9 protein-coding genes and 1 tRNA gene are annotated in these 14,761 nt (G+C 63.4%); 2 read left to right on the top strand and 8 right to left on the bottom strand.

Going from position 1 to position 14,761, the window contains the following annotated elements; all coding sequences use genetic code 11:
• Positions 1-28 precede the first annotated feature (28 nt).
• The 5 genes from fusA to KBY75_RS10200 form a co-directional block, all read right to left on the bottom strand.
• Positions 29-2,104 carry an elongation factor G gene (gene fusA, locus KBY75_RS10220; RefSeq protein WP_254937653.1) on the bottom strand — a complete coding sequence of 692 codons (2,076 nt, stop codon included), beginning with the start codon at positions 2,102-2,104 and terminating at the stop codon, positions 29-31.
• 99 nt (positions 2,105-2,203) lie between these two features.
• Complete coding sequence (rpsG, locus tag KBY75_RS10215; RefSeq protein WP_254937652.1) at positions 2,204-2,674, bottom strand: 30S ribosomal protein S7; 471 nt, start codon at positions 2,672-2,674, stop codon at positions 2,204-2,206.
• A gap of 106 nt (positions 2,675-2,780) precedes the next feature.
• Complete coding sequence (rpsL, locus tag KBY75_RS10210) at positions 2,781-3,155, bottom strand: 30S ribosomal protein S12 (protein WP_255023817.1); 375 nt, start codon at positions 3,153-3,155, stop codon at positions 2,781-2,783.
• Between the two features lie 65 nt (positions 3,156-3,220).
• On the bottom strand, positions 3,221-3,577 hold the full coding sequence (locus KBY75_RS10205; RefSeq protein WP_106632416.1) for an AIR synthase: 357 nt from the start codon (positions 3,575-3,577) through the stop codon (positions 3,221-3,223).
• Positions 3,578-3,620: 43 nt separating this feature from the next.
• Complete coding sequence (locus tag KBY75_RS10200) at positions 3,621-5,363, bottom strand: phosphodiester glycosidase family protein (RefSeq protein ID WP_255023816.1); 1,743 nt, start codon at positions 5,361-5,363, stop codon at positions 3,621-3,623.
• Positions 5,364-5,525: 162 nt separating this feature from the next.
• Here KBY75_RS10200 and KBY75_RS10195 point away from each other — a divergent pair, with 162 nt between their 5' ends.
• On the top strand, positions 5,526-10,124 hold the full coding sequence (locus KBY75_RS10195; RefSeq protein ID WP_255023815.1) for a glutamate synthase-related protein: 4,599 nt from the start codon (positions 5,526-5,528) through the stop codon (positions 10,122-10,124).
• Here KBY75_RS10195 and lipA read toward each other — a convergent pair.
• Positions 10,121-10,990 carry a lipoyl synthase gene (gene lipA, locus KBY75_RS10190; RefSeq protein ID WP_255023814.1) on the bottom strand — a complete coding sequence of 290 codons (870 nt, stop codon included), beginning with the start codon at positions 10,988-10,990 and terminating at the stop codon, positions 10,121-10,123. The two genes, KBY75_RS10195 and lipA, sit on opposite strands and share 4 nt — an antisense overlap.
• A 107-nt stretch (positions 10,991-11,097) precedes the next feature.
• Between lipA and KBY75_RS10185 the strand changes: the two genes are divergently transcribed.
• Positions 11,098-11,171 (top strand) — tRNA-Pro (locus KBY75_RS10185).
• Between the two features lie 5 nt (positions 11,172-11,176).
• Here the strand turns inward: KBY75_RS10185 and cobJ are convergent.
• Both cobJ and KBY75_RS10175 read right to left on the bottom strand, forming a co-directional pair.
• A complete protein-coding gene (gene cobJ, locus KBY75_RS10180; protein ID WP_255023813.1) occupies positions 11,177-13,012 on the bottom strand; it encodes a precorrin-3B C(17)-methyltransferase in 1,836 nt (611 codons plus the stop codon).
• Complete coding sequence (locus tag KBY75_RS10175; protein WP_255023812.1) at positions 13,009-14,352, bottom strand: hypothetical protein; 1,344 nt, start codon at positions 14,350-14,352, stop codon at positions 13,009-13,011. Before KBY75_RS10175 ends, cobJ begins: the two co-directional genes overlap by 4 nt.
• Positions 14,353-14,761 lie beyond the last annotated feature (409 nt).

Below are 14,761 nucleotides of genomic sequence, written 5' to 3'. Positions count from 1 at the left end.
TCGGGGGGGTTAGTGGGTAGAGGAGAGATCAGGAATTGCCCTGATTCTTGGAGATGATGGCCTCAGCCACATTGCGAGGAACTTCCTCGTAATGGCTGAACTCCATCGAGAAAATACCCCGACCCTGGGTCATGGATCGGAGCTGGGTGGCGTAGCCGAACATTTCGGCCAGGGGCACTTTTGTTTGGACCTTGGACTGACCATTATCAATGGACTGTCCTTCGACCTGGCCTCGACGGGATGAGAGGTCGCCGATGACCGACCCAAGGAAATCCTCGGGGATCTCGACTTCCACCTTCATCATTGGCTCAAGAAGTACGGGATTGCACTTCTTGACGGCGTCTTTAAAGGCCATGGATCCGGCAATTTTAAACGCCATCTCCGAGGAGTCGACGTCGTGGTAAGAGCCGTCAACCATGGTTGCCCTGACGTCGATCATGGGGAAACCAGCAATCACACCGGATTGGCAGGTCTCCTTCATGCCGGCTTCTGCGGGACCGATGTACTCCTTGGGAACGATGCCGCCAACAATTTTGTTGACAAATTCGAATCCTGTGCCTGGCTCGCCGGGCTCCATTTCGATCACTACGTGACCGTATTGGCCTTTACCACCGGTCTGACGGGCAAATTTGCCTTCACCCTTGGAGCTGGTGCGAATGGTTTCGCGATAGGACACTTGGGGAGCGCCGATGTTCGCTTCAACCTTGAACTCGCGCAGCATCCGATCCACCAGGATTTCAAGGTGGAGTTCTCCCATGCCAGCAATAACTGTCTGGCTGGTTTCAGGATCGGTGGAGACCCGGAAAGTGGGGTCTTCTTCTGAAAGTGACTGAAGAGCTTTGGAAAGCTTCTCCATGTCACCCTTGGTTTTCGGCTCAACAGCCACCGAGATCACGGGCTCGGGGATGAAGAGCGATTCGAGAATGATCGGGTCAGATTCGACGCAAAGCGTGTCTCCAGTGGTGGTGTCCTTAAGGCCCAAGACAGCCCCAAGATCACCGGCACGCAGCTCATCAACCTCTTCACGGTCAACAGCCTTGAGCAAGATCAAGCGGGAAATGCGCTCCTTCTTGTCTTTGGTGGAGTTGAGCACATAGCTGCCTTTGTTGAGCACCCCGGAATACATGCGCACAAAAGTGAGCTTGCCGTAGGGGTCAGCCATCACCTTGAAGGCCAAGGCGCTGAAGGGCGCGCTGTCATCGCAGGGGCGGTTTGACTCGCTGCCGTCTGGCAGGAGGCCAGTGATGGGAGGCACATCAACTGGTGCTGGTAGGTAGTCGACCACTGCGTCCAATACCAGCTGCACGCCCTTGTTTTTGAAGGCTGAGCCACACACCATCGGCACCAAGCCGTTGTGGATGGTGGCCTTACGGATGCCTTTGATCAACTGCTCTTCGGTGAGCTCGCCATTTTCCAGGAAGGGATCGATTAAGTCTTCGTCGGACTCAGCGACCGTTTCCATTAACTTGAGGCGCCACTTTTGAGCCTCTTCAATCATATTTTCAGGAATTTCACCTTCAATGATGTCGGTGCCGAGATCATTGGTGTAAATAATCGCCTTATTGCGCACAAGGTCGATAATTCCCTTTAGTTCGCCCTCTGCTCCGATCGGCAGCTGGATCGGTGCGGCATTGGCTTTGAGCCGATCCTTGATTTGGTCGTAGACCTTCAGGAAGTCGGCACCGGTCCGGTCCATCTTGTTGACGAACACGATGCGAGGCACGTTGTAGCGGTCAGCCTGACGCCAGACGGTCTCTGACTGGGGCTGTACGCCACCAACGGCGCAGAAGACAGCAACCACGCCGTCCAGGACCCGCATCGAACGTTCCACCTCGATGGTGAAGTCGACGTGCCCGGGGGTGTCGATGATGTTGATGCGGTTGTCTTTCCAAGTGGTGGAAATGGCAGCCGCGGTGATCGTGATACCACGCTCACGCTCCTGCTCCATCCAGTCGGTGACCGCTGCACCGTCATGTACCTCGCCCATCTTGTGGACGACGCCTGAATAGAACAGAATCCGTTCAGTAGTCGTGGTTTTGCCCGCATCGATGTGGGCGGCAATACCAATATTTCTAACGCGTTCCAGTGGAAAGGCGCGGGCCACGGGGGAGGTCTCCGAAAGGTCAACAAAACGTGGGCGTCACTCTACAGACTGGGTCTGTTGAGGCTGAAGTCGCCCTGGGCTTCAGCAGTTCAGGCGGGATCAGTAGCGGTAATGGGCGAAAGCCTTGTTGGCTTCAGCCATCTTGTGGGTCTCTTCCCGCTTGCGAACCGCGCTACCGGCTTCGTTGGCTGCATCCATCAGCTCACCAGCCAATTTCTGGGCCATGCTGCGACCGTTGCGGGCGCGGGAGAAATTCACCAGCCAGCGCAGAGCCATGGCTGTACCGCGCTCCTGGCGAACTTCCATCGGGACTTGGTAGGTGGCACCGCCAACCCGGCGGGCACGAACCTCAACCAACGGAGTGGCATTCCGTACAGCTGTCTCAAACAGCTCAAGCGGATCATTACCAGTGCGGTCATTGATCAAGGAGAAGGCATCCGAAAGGATGCGCTGTGCCGTGGACTTTTTGCCGTGCTTCATGAGCCGGGCCACGATCATGGAGGCCAAGCGGCTATTGAACTGGGGGTCGGGAAGCACTGGGCGCTTCTCGGCGGCATTGCGGCGAGACATGGTCGACCGGAGCGGGGAGAACTAGGGGAAGGGAATTGAGCGGGCATCGGTGAAGCCCTTTGCTGAAGTTGCTGGTCAGCGGCTAGTCACGCTGATCTAGGCGGGTTCAGTTCTTTGGCGTCTTGGCGCCGTACTTGGAGCGGGACTGGCGACGGTCCTTGACGCCCGCGGTGTCCAAGGTGCCGCGGATGATGTGGTAGCGGACGCCAGGCAGATCCTTGACGCGTCCACCTCGGATCAGAACCACAGAGTGCTCCTGAAGGTTGTGCCCAATGCCAGGGATGTAGGCGGTCACCTCAAAGCCAGAGGTGAGACGCACCCGAGCCACCTTGCGCAGGGCCGAATTCGGCTTCTTTGGGGTGGAGGTGTATACGCGTGTGCACACACCGCGGCGCTCGGGACAAGCGCGCAGGGCGGGCGACTTGGTCTTCCGGGAAAGACTCTGGCGCTCAGTACGGATTAGCTGCTGAATGGTGGGCATCGAGGACCGGGGTCTGGTCGGAGAATATTGGTCGGACGTCCGACCGATTTCGACAATCCGTCACCTTACTGGGTCGCCTGTCGTCCTCCTCCTGAGCGGCTGAAGGCAGTGCCGCAGGCGCAACTCACCGTGCCTTCGCCTGGACGTACCAAAAAGCCGCCGCCGCTGATGTCACCCCGGTAGTCCAGGCTCAGGCCGCTCAGCAGGTTCAGCTGCTCTGCTGGCGCATAAAGGGTGATGCCATCGGCGCGGGCAATCGGCGTGCCCGCCAGGTGGCCGGGGCGCAAGCGAATCGCCCAGCGCTCACAGCGCCCATCTACTAAATCCAGATGCATCATCCCGGGGGTGCCCGCCACAGCTGCGTGCCGGCCCAGCTCGGCGGCGGCGGCGGCGGTCACGCGCAGGCTGTGCGCCTTGGCCATGGGGATGGGAGGCTGCATATCTGAGCTCACTTTGGCAGCCTGCTTACGGCACCAGTCCGACACCGTTGTGAACCGATCCGGCCACACCCCGCCCTTTTACCTGCAGGGACCCCCCCAGTACCAGCCCGGTGGAGCTGCCGCCATCGAGATTCAGGGCGTCTTGCAGTCCTAGCTGTTGCAGCAGGGCCGCTGTTTCCCCCAGGGAGGGGCCGCTGTCCTGGATCCCTTCCAGGGTGATCAGCCAAATCTGGCGGTCGTCTCTGGCCAGCACGGTGCGGGGTGCTCCTTGGCTGAGGAAGGCGGAACTGAAGTTTTCAGCGGCGCCATTGAGCACGATGCGGCCAGCCTGCAAAAGCAATGGCCCCCCGCCGATCACGTGTGTTGCGAGGCCGAGGCTGCTGCTGGGGCGGCTTTCGATCTGGAGCCGATCGCCCAAGCCCCAGGGCAGCTCACTGCCGCCCCTTCCCACCAGCAGCAGGTCATCGCCCCGTAGCGGCACACCCGCATCCAGTTCCGAGGGGCCAAACTGCTGCCGCACCAGGCCCCCTTGGATTAATAAGCCAGTCTCAGAGCCACTGAGGGCTCGGTAGTTGGGCCCCCAATCGGCTGTATAGCGGCTGATGCCTCGCTGCACGTAGCCACTGTTGACAACGGCGACCGGTAGACGCAGAGCTCCGGGGCCCACAACCCATTCTGAAAGCTGTAGCCGGCCAAAGCGGGGCATGGTTCGCTCGTCCCAGGCGGCGACTCCCCGGTTCAAAATTGGCCCGGAAAGCCAGCGGCCGTCTTGTTTTACAGCCCCCAAGGGCAGGCGCCTTACCCGGTTGAAGTAACCCCCATTGATCGCTACCCAGGCCTGCTGCTGGTTGGCGAGCTGCACCAGGGAGCTGAGGCCCTCCATGGCTCCAGGCCTAGCCAGGGGCCGCAGCTGCAATGAGGCGTTAAGTGGATCAACGCGGATCGCGTTAATGCGCACCCCCTGGCGGACCAGGCGATCCCACTGAAGTTCCTTGCCAAGCAGGTCCTGCAGGCGCGGATCGATCGGGGCTGGACTGTCGGGGCGGCTAGCGGCCCCCTGGTCCGGCCACTCGATCACCACCCGGTTGGGTTCGCCAAGGCTGAATACCCGCGTCAATTTGGCTGCGGAGGGTTTGAGCCTCAGCCCGGCGCTGTCCTGCTGGGCCTGGAGGCCCAGACTCCCCAGCAGGGTCTGTTGGTCGCTGCGGCTGAGCAGGTCGACCACAAGTCCGGCGTCGTCTCTACCAATGGTCGCCGGGCCGCCCAGATCGAGCACGATTCGCTTGACGGGGCCAGGGTTTGAGCTGCGCACCTGGAGTAGCTGGGGCCTGGCCAGCTCCAGGCTGAGCAGGCTGCCCTCCTGGCGTAGGCCCACGCCGATGCGGCCGAACAGGCTGCTCACCTCTACCGCTACCTCGTCTTCAAGGCTGCGTTGGGCGCTGGCGGACACCTTGAGTTCCTGGCCAAACCACTCCAGCTCCAGAGTCCCATCGCTGCGGCTGCGGCTGGAGACCCCGAGCTGGTTCTCGAGCACCTCTAGGGGTATCCACAGTTGTTGGGGCGTGTTGCCCAAGCCCCCAACCCAGAGCCAGCGGGCGCTCTGGAGCCGGCCGTTGATGCGGATACTGCTGCCCTGGCGCTCAGTTGCGGCGGCTGCACCGATTGGGACCAGCGGCGGTGGCGGCGGCGGCGTAATCGGCATGGCCTGGCCGACCCCTGGCAGGCACAGAACCAGGAGCCAGCCAGCCAGCAATGCAGTAGGGGCCATGGGCCAGCCAGGCCGACAGCCATGAAAGCTAGCCCTCTTTATGAGTGAGGGCGCCCTGGTTTGGGGATGTGCATCCCTAGGATCGGCAGCTCTGCTGTTGCCAGCACCTATTGGTGTTAGCGGCGCTGCCCTGACAGATCACCTGCCGGACCGTCTCGGGTTATGCCTCACTTCTCTCGCCCTGTTTGGCCCCATTGCGATAGCGCTGCTCCGGCCGCTGTCGCTGGCGAAAAGGACGCCTGTGGTGTGGGCTTTCTGGCCAATCTTCAGGGCGAAGCCAGCCACTGGGTGCTGCAGCAGGCCCTGCGCGGCCTCGACTGCATGGAACACCGCGGTGGTTGCGGTGGTGATGGTGATTCCGGCGATGGGGCCGGGGTGCTCTGCGGCATCCCCTGGAGCTATCTAGAAGAGGTATGGCCTGAGGCGGCGGCAGCCAAGGGAGCGGCTCGCGGTCTGGGCATGGTTTTCCTGCCAGCCGATGCTGCAAAGCGCGAGCAGGCAAAACTTTTTTGTGATGATGAGGCCGCCAAGCTGGGGCTGGTCAGCCTGGGTTGGCGTGCAGTCCCTCTGGATGCATCTGTTCTCGGCCCCCTGGCCCGCCAGACCGCTCCGGCCATTGAGCAGTGGCTGCTTGCCGCCGACCAAGCTGGTGATGACCTGGAAGCGCTGCTGTTTCGACTGCGCCGCCGTTGCGGCGATCGGGCCCGCGCCGTTTGGGGGCCAGGGCCGGGTGAGCTCTATTTCGCTTCCCTGAGCAGCCGAACTGTTGTCTACAAGGGCATGGTGCGTTCAGCGGTGCTGCCTGCTTTCTATGGCGACCTGCGCGATGCACGCTTTGCCGTGAGCTTTGCGGTGTATCACCGCCGTTTCAGCACCAACACCCTGCCCCGCTGGCCCCTGGCCCAGCCCATGCGGCTGCTCGGACACAACGGTGAGATCAATACTTTGTTGGGCAACCTCAACTGGGCAAGGGCTTCGGAAGCCAATCTCGATGCGGTATGGGGGGAGGCGGCTGCAGAGCTGAAGCCAGTGGTGAACCCCGCCTTCAGCGATTCCGCCAACCTCGACGCCACCCTTGAACTGCTGGTGCGCAGCGGCAGGCCGATCACCGAGAGCCTGCTCACCCTGGTGCCAGAAGCTTTCCGCGACCAGCCCGAGCTGGCAGATAAGCCCGATATCCAGTCTTTTTACGAGTATTCCGCCTGCACCCAGGAGCCATGGGATGGTCCGGCCCTGCTGGTGTTCGCCGATGGCCGCTGCGTGGGAGCCACCCTCGATCGCAACGGCCTGCGCCCCGCCCGCTACTGCATTACCAGCGACGGTTTCGTGGTGATGGGCTCAGAAACCGGTGTGGTCGAGCTTGAGGAGAGCCGCATCATCGAAAAGGGTCGCCTCGGCCCTGGCCAGATGCTGGCAGTGGATCTGGAGCAGGGCCGCCTGCTGCGCAATTGGGAGGTGAAAGCCGAGGTGGCCGCCCGCCATCCCTACGGTGACTGGTTGGCGCAGCATCGCCGCACCCTCGTCCCCCAGCCCTGGACCCAGGAGCGTCAGCTGGGAGATCTGGAGCTGCTGCAACAGCAAACGGCCTTTGGCTTCACCGCCGAAGACTTCGAGCTGGTGATCGAGGACATGGCCGGCGCGGCCAAGGAGCCCACCTACTGCATGGGCGATGACATCCCCCTGGCGGTGCTCTCAGACAAGCCCCACCTCCTCTACGACTACTTCAAGCAGCGCTTCGCCCAAGTCACCAACCCGCCGATCGATCCGCTGCGGGAAAAGCTGGTGATGAGCCTGGAGATGCATCTGGGCAAGCGGGGCTCGCCGCTGCGCCCCGAAGCTGCCTCGGCGGCGGTGCTGCACCTGGCCAGTCCGATCCTCAATGAGGCGGAGCTTGCGGCGGTGAGCCAGCAGGGCCTGCCCACTACCACCCTTTCCACGCTGATGGCCGTCACCGATGGCCCTGGAGGCCTCGAGGTTGCGGTGCAGCGCCTGCGCAGCGCTGCCGAGGCGGCCGTGCGCGCTGGCAGCCAGATCCTGGTGCTGAGCGATCGGGGCGGCGAGGCTGGTGGGATCAATGCCACCACGGCCACCATTCCACCGCTGCTGGCCGTGGGCGCGGTGCATCACCACCTGCTCAACCTGGGCCTGCGGCTGCAGGCTTCCCTGGTGGTGGAAACGGCCCAGTGCTGGAGCACTCACCACCTGGCCTGCCTGATTGGTTATGGCGCCAGTGCCGTCTGCCCCTGGCTCACCTGGGAAACCAGCCGCCACTGGCTAGCCCACCCCCGGGTGCAGAAGCTGATCGAAACCGGCAAGCTGCCGGCGCTCAGCCCCGATCAGGTGCAGGCAAATGTGCGCAAGGCCCTAGAAGACGGCCTGCGCAAGATCCTCTCCAAGATCGGCATCTCCCTGCTGGCCAGCTATCACGGCGCCCAGATCTTCGAAGCCATCGGCCTTGGCGCCGATCTGATCCAGCTTGCCTTCAGTGGCACCACCAGCCGGGTGGCTGGCCTGAGCTTGGGCGAGCTGGCCAGCGAAACCCTCAGCTTCCATGCCAAGGCCTTCCCCGAGCTCAACCGCACCAAGCTCGAGTTCATGGGCTTCGTGCAATACCGCACTGGCGGCGAGTATCACCTCAATAGCCCGGAGATGGCCAAAGCCCTGCATGCCGCTGTCAAGGCGGGCCCCGGCTACGACCACTTCTCCACCTACAAAACCCTGCTGGAGCACCGGCCAGTCACGGCCCTGCGGGACCTGCTGGAACTCAAGCCCGCGCCCGCCCCACTGCCTATCGAGCAGGTGGAGAGCGTGGAGAGCATCTGCAGCCGCTTTTGCACCGGAGGCATGAGCCTCGGTGCCCTTTCGCGCGAGGCCCACGAGGTGTTAGCCATCGCCATGAACCGCATCGGCGGCAAGAGCAACAGTGGCGAGGGCGGCGAGGATCCGGCCCGCTTCCACACGCTCAACGATGTGGACGGCGACGGTCATTCGCCGACCCTGCCCAGCCTCAATGGCCTGCGCAACGGTGATACCGCCTGCTCCGCCATCAAGCAGATCGCCTCAGGGCGCTTCGGTGTCACGCCCGAATATCTGCGCAGTGGCCGCCAGCTGGAGATCAAGGTGGCCCAGGGGGCCAAGCCGGGTGAGGGCGGCCAGCTGCCTGGTCCGAAAGTGGATCCCTACATCGCCTGGCTGCGCAACAGCAAGGCCGGTGTGGCCTTGATTTCGCCGCCTCCCCATCACGACATCTATTCAATTGAGGATCTGGCCCAGCTGATCCACGACCTGCACCAGGTCCATCCCGCCGCCAAGGTGAGCGTGAAGCTGGTGGCTGAAATCGGCATCGGCACCATCGCCGCTGGCGTGGCCAAGGCCAACGCCGATGTGATTCAGATCTCCGGTCACGACGGCGGCACGGGCGCTTCACCACTCAGCTCGATCAAACATGCCGGCAGCCCCTGGGAGCTAGGCCTCACCGAGGTGCACCGGTCCCTGCTGGAGAACGGCCTGCGCGATCGGGTGCTGCTGCGGGCCGATGGCGGCCTCAAAACCGGCTGGGACGTGATCATCGCTGCCTTGCTGGGCGCCGAGGAATACGGCTTTGGCTCGGTGGCGATGATCGCCGAGGGCTGCATCATGGCCCGCGTTTGCCACACCAATAACTGCCCGGTGGGGGTGGCGACCCAGAAGGAAAACCTGCGCAAGCGCTTCCCCGGCGTGCCCGAGCACGTGGTGAATTTCTTCCTGTTTGTGGCCGAAGAGGTGCGCCAACTGCTGAGCGTGCTCGGTGTGGCCCGCCTCGAAGACCTGATCGGCCGCAGTGAATTGCTGCAGCCCCGGGCCGTGGCCCTGGCTAAAACCCAGGCCTTGGATCTCTCCTGCCTGATTGACCCGATCCCCGCTGCTGCTGATCGCAGCTGGCTTCAGCACGACGCCCAGGCCCACGGCAATGGACAAATCCTGGAAGATCAGCTGCTGGCCGATGCCGAGGTGATGGCGGCTATCGAGGGCCACGGCCGCGTGGCCCGCATCCTGACGATCGTCAACACAGATCGCAGCGTGGGCGCCCGCCTCTCCGGTGAGATTGCGGCGCGCCACGGCAACACCGGCTTCCAGGGCCAACTGGATCTCACCTACCTAGGGGCAGCTGGTCAGAGCTTCGGGGCCTTCGTGCTTCAGGGCATGAACGTGCGCCTGGTGGGTGAAGCCAACGACTATGTGGGCAAGGGCCTCAATGGTGGACGCCTCAGCGTGGTGCCCCCCGCCGGCGTCAACGACCCTGGCAACCAGGTGATCCTGGGCAACACCTGTCTCTATGGCGCCACAGGTGGAGAGCTGTTTGCCCTAGGCCGCGCCGGTGAGCGCTTTGGCGTGCGCAATAGCGGGGCCAAAACCGTGGTGGAGGGCGCCGGCGATCACTGCTGCGAATACATGACCGGTGGCGTGGTGGTGGTGCTGGGCAGCACCGGTCGCAATGTGGCCGCCGGTATGACCGGTGGTGTGGCCTTCATCCTGGATGAAAGCGGCGGCTTGGCGGAGCGGGTAAATCCGGAGATCGTGGCCATTTGTGAGCTCACCACCCCAGAGCAGGAGGCCCTGCTCAAGCCCTTGCTGGAGGCGCACCTTCAGGCAACCGGCAGCGCCAAGGCAGGCGCGATTCTGGCCGATTGGGAAGGCTGGAGGGGCCGTTTCAAGCTGCTGGTGCCCCCCAGCGAGAAGGCCAGCGTGGGTCTGGCGGAACGGCAGGCCGTGGCGGCTTAGCGCGGATACTCCCGCATCAGCCGCTGCACCTCGCCGGCGTGATAACTGCTGCGGGTGAGCGGGCTGCTCACCACTTGCAGGAAGCCGAGCTTCTGCTCGCCGTGCTGCTTGAACGCCGCAAATTGCTCCGGGGTCACGAAGCGATCCACTGGCAGATGTTTGGGGCCTGGCGAGAGGTACTGGCCGATGGTGACGATGTCCACCTGATGTCGGCGTAGATCGGCCATCACATCGAGCACCTCGGTGTCGCTTTCGCCCAGGCCAGTCATCAGGCCGGATTTGGTGTAGGTGCGCGGCCAGCCGCTACGCACCCGCTGCAGCAGCTCCAGGGAGCGCTCGTAGATGCCCTGCGGCCTGGCTTTTTTGTAGAGCCTGGGCACGGTTTCGATGTTGTGATTGAGCACCTCAGGGGCGCCTTCCATTACGGCGGCCAGCGCCTCCCAGTTGCCGCAGAAATCGGGGATCAGTAGCTCGATCGTGGTGAGTGGTGAGCGCTGGCGCACCTGCGCGATGCAGGCCACAAACTGGCTGGCGCCGCCGTCTACCAGGTCGTCGCGGTTAACCGAGGTGATCACCACGTGGCTCAGGCCCAGGCGGGCTACGGCTTCGCCGAGTCGTTCAGGTTCGCTGGGATCGAGCTCCCTCACGCTCTTGTCGAAATCGATGTCGCAATAGGGGCAAGCGCGTGTGCAGCCCGGCCCCATGATCAAAAAGGTGGCCGTGCCGCCGGCAAAGCACTCGCCAATGTTGGGGCAGCTGGCCTCCTGGCAGACGGTGTTGAGCTTGAGATCCTGCAGCAGGTCTGCCACCTCACCAATGCGCTCCCGCTGGGGGGCCTTGACGCGCAGCCAGTCGGGTTTGAGCAAGGCGCCAGTAGGGCCCCGGGGGGCCAGAAGAAGGGCTAAGACCAACTTTAGGAAGCCAGCAGCAGGCCAAGGCCTACAGCCGAGTTGATCCCCTAAACTCGCCTCATCGGGATGTGGCGCAGCTTGGTAGCGCACTTCGTTCGGGACGAAGGGGCCGCAGGTTCGAATCCTGTCATCCCGATTCTTTCAGCTGAGCTCGGCTCCCGGGTAACCCCTGGGGGTCACCATGCGTCCGTCTTTGGCGTAGCTGCTGCTATTGCCAATCAGCACCAGGGTCAGCATGTCCACTTGCTCCACCGGTAATTCGCCCAGGCTATGCAGGCTGACGGCCTCATCGGCTCGCCCTAGTTGGCGGGCCAGGGCTACCGGTGTTGAGGCCGGCCGGCCCTCCAGCAGCAGCTCCCTGGCTCGGGCCAGTTGCCAGTCGCGGCCCAGGGAGCGGGGGTTGTAGAGGGCTACTACAAAGTCTCCCGCAGCCGCTGCTTGCAGCCGCTTTTCGATCACTTCCCAAGGGGTGAGTCGGTCGCTGAGGCTGATGGTGCAGAAATCATGCATCAAGGGAGCTCCGGCCCTGGCAGCGGCGAGTTGCAGGGCCGAGATGCCCGGATGCACGCTGAAGCTGGGCCGGCCATCGGCTGGGCTGGCCAGCCAAAGCTCCAGGGCCAGGCCGGCCATGGCGTAGATGCCGCTGTCGCCAGAAGAGACCAGGGCCACATTCAGCCCCTGGCTCGCTAATTCCAGGGCCAGGGCGCAGCGGGCCCGTTCCTCGGTGAGTTGGCCGTTCCAGCGCAGCTGATCAGGTCGCCGCAGCGGTTCAAGCAGGTCGAGGTAAAGGCCGTAGCCCACCCACACCGTGGCTTCCGCTAGGGCGCGGCGGGCATCCGCAGTGAGCAGCTCCAGGCTGCCCGGGCCACTGCCCACTAGATGTAGCTGGCCCCGCTCGGGAGCCCATTGACTCTCGGCCAGAGCCACTGCCAGGGTGGCTGCCCCGAGCTCGCCTGGGTTGGCATGCTCGATGCGCTTGGTTTGCAGCAATTGGGCTGCGGGGCCAGCTGCCAGCAGGGCTGCGGCCTCGGCCACGCTGGCGGTGCCCATCTCTTGGGCCACGGCCGCCGATGGGGTGGGTACTGGCACTGCAGCTAGGGAATCGGCCCCAAACCAGCGCACTGGCCAGCCTCTTTTAGCTGCTAGAGCAAGCAGGGCCGGCTCATCGGCCTTGCGGTCGATGCTTGCCAAACCAGCTACGGATTCAGGTGCCAATTGCTGGTCGCCCAGGGTCTGTTCCAGCAAGCGCTCCAGCAGGCTCAGGCTGGTGTTGCGTTCACAGCCCATACCAAGCCAAAGGCTCGGCGGATGCCAGCGGCAGCCAGCGCCGGTGTGGATATCTACGACCAGATCTGCCTCTGGGTTCTCGCCAGAGCCACTGCCAGAGTCACCAGCGCGCTCTAGCAGGCAGGTGGCGGCCTCGAGCTCTAGCCAGCGGCGGCTGCCGTGGTGAGCTTCCAGCCGCAGCGGTTGATCCACATGGGCTGCCTTACGCATCAGGGCGCTCCAATCGCCCTGCCCCCGCTGCCAACCCCAGTCTTTGCCGAAGCTGTCGAGGCTCAGTAAGCCTGCTGCAGCCGTTGCCCCGGTGAGCACAGCCTGGCCGCCCAGGCAGGCGGCAATCTGGTGGCTCAGTCGCTCGGCCCCGGCCGCGTGCCCGCCTAGCAGGGGAATGGCGAACCGACCCTGGGGATCCATCACCACCACGGCAGGATCGCTCGTTTTATTCCCGAGCAGCGGCGCAATCAGCCTGGTCACAAGGCCACAGGCACCAACGACTACAAAGCCGCTGGCCGTTGACCACTGCTCAATTAAGCAATCCCCTGCGGCGTGCTGGTCGTCAGGTCCCACCTGGGAGTCGATCAGGCCGGCCTGAAGGAGCTGGTCCAGCACGGGGGCGCTGGCAGGGCTGAAGCCCAGGCCCCAGCGGCGGGCGCGCGGCGCGGCCTGCTCGGGGCGGTTGTTTGGTGAAGTCACGTACCTAGCTTCTGACGCAGCCCGGCCAGGGGACCGGGCGCCTTGGGCTTGAGCAGGGAACCATCTGGATTTAGCTGGCTGCGGGCCGATCCCCCCAGGCTGGTGGAGGTGCTGATCCGATCAGTGGGGGCCGTAGAGCTGGCGGCCGCTGGTGGGGCATCTTGCTGCGCAGGTTCGGCTAACTCAGCTTCAACAGCGGGCTCCAGCTCAGGCAGTTGTTCCGGCTCAGGCAGGGGCTCGGGTTCGGCTGGCGATTCTGGTTCCGGCGAAGCTTCCGGTTCAAGTGGGGATTGGGGCTCAGTTGCGGGCAACGGTTCAGCCACGCTTTGGGGCTCGCTGACCGGCGGCGGATTGATTTCTATTGCTACTACTGGTGCCTCTGGGACTGGTTCAGGTTCTGGTTCTGGAGCCGCCGGCGTTGCAGGCTGCTCTCCCAGCAGCTGGGCTAACTCGTTGGCATCCAGGCGCCCCCGCTGCCAACTGGGCGGGGGCAAGGAACTATTAATCGTCACCTCGTTAACCAAGGTGTTGAAAGGGGGGTTAAGGGGGGCGCCGCGGCCATCAACCAGCTCCATCAGCACGCTGTTGCTGCCGCTGTGCCAGCCCTTGAGCCACAGAGGCGAGTTCTGATCCACCAAAAAACTGTCACCGTTGACCGTCACCCGCAGGCGCCAGCTGCCGTCGTTGTCGCGCAGGCCCTGGAGGGGAGCGTCTATTAACAGCCAGTCGAGCAGCACCGGTTCGCGAGCGGCCAGATCTGCTGTGCTTACGCCGATCAATTGGGGTGTGCCCAGCTGGGGAGTGGCCAGCGGATTGGCGGCCACCCGGTTTACCCGCACCTGGTCCCAGGCGCCTGGACTTTTCACCACTTCCCCCCAGGGTTTGGCCGCATAGGCGGTAAGGCGATGGCTGCCCGGGCCCAGGGGCGGAAGTTCGGCGTCCAGACGAGTTGGGAATTGTCCAGAGCGTGAAGCGGTGAGGCGTTGGGGCGGTAGGTCATCAACTTGCACCACCAGGTGAGGCCCCAGCCCGAGCCCTCCCGCATCAACTAAAGGCCAATCACGAACCTCCACTTGCAACTTGACCGGCCCGCCTGGCAGATCGCTGCCATTTCGCGGGATCTGGATCGTTACCTGGGGCTGGCTTTCGGCGAGGGCCGCTTGAACTTGTTGTACGGCGGCAGGTGGCGCAACTTCCTGCAAGCGGCCACTTGGCCCTTGGACTGGAAGAGGAGCTGGGGCTAGGCCGCTGCTGCGGCTAGCGGCTACTCGATTGCAGCCTGCCAACAACATCAACACTGCCACTAGCAGGACCGCTAGCAGTCTCTGACGCCATCGCATGGGGCGACACGGGAGGGCTGGATGGGTTGCGCTGCCTGCGCCCACTCTGGGTTGCTCAGCTTGTAGTGGATGCATTCTGCTGGCCGGTGCCACCCCGGGGAAACGGGATGCGGCAGACTGCTGTTTTTGACGCTCTCTAAGTAATAAAAAATCTCCCGCAAGATGGTTGAAGTTGATGATTCTTTCTGTTCTGTAAAGCCCTGTGCTGGCCTGGGAAGCGCCGGGATTGAACCTTTGTAACTGCTAGTCAAAACCTCTCGGAAACGACCCCTATACTTCGGCGAGCGGTCCCCTAATTGGGGCCCAAAGCTCCAGTTGTGGCAAGCGGTTTTGCGTTTTCGTGGACCCCCTTCCCGGCTGGTGCCCATGAACGATCGGAGGCCTCGGCCGCCGGTCGTTCATGGGGCCC

Source organism: Cyanobium sp. T1G-Tous (assembly GCF_024345455.1).
Lineage (GTDB): Bacteria > Cyanobacteriota > Cyanobacteriia > PCC-6307 > Cyanobiaceae > Cyanobium_A.
The sequence above is the reverse complement of the archived record's forward strand: the minus strand, read 5'-3'. Positions and strand labels throughout refer to the sequence as shown.

What these genes read in the sequence shown, in the direction of transcription:
- KBY75_RS10175 (WP_255023812.1), bottom strand. Translation starts at nt 14,352, where the DNA reads ATGCGATGGCGTCAGAGACTGCTAGCGGTCCTGCTAGTGGCAGTGTTG.
- KBY75_RS10195 (WP_255023815.1), top strand. Translation starts at nt 5,526, where the DNA reads ATGCCTCACTTCTCTCGCCCTGTTTGGCCCCATTGCGATAGCGCTGCT.
- rpsL (WP_255023817.1), bottom strand. Translation starts at nt 3,155, where the DNA reads ATGCCCACCATTCAGCAGCTAATCCGTACTGAGCGCCAGAGTCTTTCC.
- rpsG (WP_254937652.1), bottom strand. Translation starts at nt 2,674, where the DNA reads ATGTCTCGCCGCAATGCCGCCGAGAAGCGCCCAGTGCTTCCCGACCCC.
- KBY75_RS10205 (WP_106632416.1), bottom strand. Translation starts at nt 3,577, where the DNA reads ATGGCCAAGGCGCACAGCCTGCGCGTGACCGCCGCCGCCGCCGCCGAG.
- KBY75_RS10200 (WP_255023816.1), bottom strand. Translation starts at nt 5,363, where the DNA reads ATGGCCCCTACTGCATTGCTGGCTGGCTGGCTCCTGGTTCTGTGCCTG.